Annotated in this window: 3 protein-coding genes; 2 read left to right on the top strand and 1 reads right to left on the bottom strand. The window is 70.6% G+C overall.

Annotated features, from left to right (window positions below; translation table 11 throughout):
- Window positions 1–159 precede the first annotated feature (159 nt).
- A complete protein-coding gene (locus Q8Q88_RS07065) occupies window positions 160–1,170 on the bottom strand; it encodes a cell wall hydrolase (RefSeq protein ID WP_305674496.1) in 1,011 nt (336 codons plus the stop codon).
- Window positions 1,171–1,522: 352 nt separating this feature from the next.
- Between Q8Q88_RS07065 and Q8Q88_RS07060 the strand changes: the two genes are divergently transcribed.
- Together Q8Q88_RS07060 and Q8Q88_RS07055 are read left to right on the top strand one after the other, a co-directional pair.
- The gene (locus Q8Q88_RS07060) at window positions 1,523–1,705 is read left to right on the top strand and encodes a hypothetical protein (RefSeq protein ID WP_305674495.1); all 183 of its coding nucleotides are present in this window, start codon (window positions 1,523–1,525) and stop codon (window positions 1,703–1,705) included.
- 231 nt (window positions 1,706–1,936) lie between these two features.
- A complete protein-coding gene (locus tag Q8Q88_RS07055) occupies window positions 1,937–2,344 on the top strand; it encodes a hypothetical protein (protein ID WP_305674494.1) in 408 nt (135 codons plus the stop codon).
- Window positions 2,345–2,649 lie beyond the last annotated feature (305 nt).

Raw genomic sequence — 2,649 nt, 5'->3', positions numbered from 1 at the left:
CACGCCCCACGCGCCGACCTCCGTGCATCCCCCGGCCCAAACCAATCCATCCGACCCCCCCAAAGATCGGACCCTTGGATCAGCTCCGCTCAACCCAGGGAATCACTTCCGTGCATCCGGTAGCCCAGAGGGGGAGCAACTTGAGGGATGTCCGCCGCCTTAGGACGGCGTCGAGGCCTGCGGCTTGGGCGGGGTCGGGGCGCTGGTGGGGGTCACCTTGCCGGCGGCGGGTTCGGCCTTGGCCGTGTCGGGCGTGGCGGCGGGTGTCTCCGCCTTGGGCTCGACGGTCACCGCCGAAGACAGCCGCAGTTCGCCGGCGATCTCGGTCGGCGCGGGGATTCCCGGCGCGGAGGTGAAGCTGGCATAGGTCGGCTCGGCCATGAGCTCCGGCGCCGGAACCTTGCGGCCCGCGGCATAGGAACGCCCGGCGTCGCGGCCGAAACGATAGAAGACGTGCAGGCCCACCTGGGCGGTGCGCAGCATGCGCGGACCCCAGTTCGGCGCCACGTTGGTGGTGTGGAAGTGGGTCGAGTCGCCGACGCTCGCCATGACCACGCCCGACAGGGCCTTGGCCGCGACCCGCTGGGCGCGGAGCCAGGCCCCGGCCTCGCGGCCCCGGCGCATGGAGCCGTCGCAGGCGAAGCTGAACTGGCAGCCCCGGCTGCGGGCCGCACCTTGATAGACCACGCCGCATACACTGTTGGGGAAGGCCCGGTGGCGCACGCGGTTCAGCACCACCTGGGCGACGGCCGCCTGGCCGGCCGGGGTTTCGCCGCGGGCCTCGAAATAGACCGCCTGGGTCAGGCATTCGAGTTCGCGGGAGGCGCTGAGCGCGCCGGACGGCTGGAACGGCGCGGCGGGACGGACGAAGGCCGCGCGCTGCTTGAGGGGTTGGGCCGCGACGGGGGCGGCGTCCAGCCGGGCGACCAGGTCGGCGCTCTGGCGGTCGCGCTCAGCGGCCTCTGTCATGGTGAACGGGTCGTGGCGGCGGGCCACGCGCAGCACCCCCGGATCCATGGCGGCGGCTTCGCGCTGCAACACGGATTCGGAGAAGCCGCCGGCCGCCGCCTCGGCCAGGCGCTCGGCCCGGGCGTGGTCGGACGCGGCGCGCGCCATGCCGCCGGCCATGTAGGCCGCGCCGAGCGCAAGGCCGATGCCGGAGCCGATCAAAGCAGCGCTGATTGACGCACGCCGATCGGCGCGCGCCTTGATACTGAATTGCAAAGGAAATCTAGTCCCGTGTGACGAGGGCGGTCGCGCCCCCAGACATCGTCGTCACAAGGCCCCTGCTCATGCTGGCGGCGTTGTGACCAGAGCCTGTCCGATTACACGTGGAGTGGCAGGCTACGGCGAAGTTGATGTGCTTTTGACAGGCTTGGCCACGATTCGCAAGCTTATATTGCGCTGCAGCATGAGATATTTCCGTGGGTTAAGCTTAACGCGCACCCCGGAGAGCCTTCCGGAACCTCCGTCGCAGCCCGCCGTTCCCGTTGCGACGCTTGAAGCTTCTGGAGCTGAACCTATGCGCAAGACCCTGACCTTGATCGCCGCCGCGGGCCTGGCCCTCACCCTGGCCGCCTGCGGCCACAATGTGGAACAGCGCGCCGCCACGGGCGCCGCCACGGGGGCGGTGGTCGGCGGTCCGGTCGGCGCTGTCGCCGGCGCGGCGGTCGGCACGGTCGTCAGCAAGGCGGCCGACAAATAGCGACAGGGTCCTCGCCGCCGGGGCGAGGACCGAAGGGCGCCCTCGCCTTCCCGGCATAGTCCGGTTGGGTCATGCGTGCGTCCGGGCGCTCCCCCAGACTCGTAACCGCAAGGAAGCGAGTCTTGGGGGAGTTCGCCGTGCTTCACGTCACCTTCGCCCTGGCGGTCCTGATCGCGGTCGTCGCGATCGCCGCCACGGGGGCGCCGTATTTCTGACCGCTAGTTTCGCCCGATGCTGAAACAAACGGTCCTGGTCCTGATTCTCGCCGGCGCGGCCCTGCCCGCTCAAGCCGCGCCCGCGGCCAGTTGGCGGGTGCAGCAGGCCTGCGCCATGCAGCGCTACCTGCGCGCCACCCCCGCCTTCGCCAGCGACTGGGGCCGCGACGCCGCCCATGTCTCCCTGGGCACGGATGGTCTGGCCCTGCGTCGCCGCGACGACCCTGAGGCCCGCGCCCGCTTCGACCTGGCCATGCGCTCGGGCCGCGCCTTCGCCGACCGCGCCGCCGCCCAGCTGGCCGCCCGCGAAGGGATCACCGAGGATGAAGCCATCCGTCGGATCGGCGCCGACCCCGGACCCTGGCCGGTGGTGACGCCGGTCAAGTGCGAAGCCCTGGAACGCCGGGCCGAAACTAAGCGCTAGGTCCTCCCCCAGCGCGCAGCGCGATTTGGGGGAGGTGGCGCGTCGCCTCTTTGGGCGACGTGACGGAGGGGGTTCACGCCCACAAACAAGAGTCAAAGTCCCCCTCAGTCAGCTCCGCTGACAGCTCCCCCAGAAGGGGAGCATCTGGCAGGGCGCTTCCGTGACACCCTGCTGACAGGTTTGGGATCATCGCGCGCTAGCATCGCGGCATGATCGATCCTACCTTGGCGTTCATGCCCCGTTCCGCCGAACCCACCGTCCCCGCTGGCGTCGCCGACATGTCGGGCGCCTTCGACTATGACGAG

This window comes from Phenylobacterium sp., assembly GCF_030697925.1.
GTDB lineage: Bacteria > Pseudomonadota > Alphaproteobacteria > Caulobacterales > Caulobacteraceae > Phenylobacterium.
The sequence above is the reverse complement of the archived record's forward strand: the minus strand, read 5'-3'. Positions and strand labels throughout refer to the sequence as shown.

Bases quoted from the DNA above. Each gene is read 5' to 3' on its own strand.
- Q8Q88_RS07060 (WP_305674495.1), top strand. From the start codon at position 1,523: ATGCGCAAGACCCTGACCTTGATCGCCGCCGCGGGCCTGGCCCTCACC.
- Q8Q88_RS07055 (WP_305674494.1), top strand. From the start codon at position 1,937: ATGCTGAAACAAACGGTCCTGGTCCTGATTCTCGCCGGCGCGGCCCTG.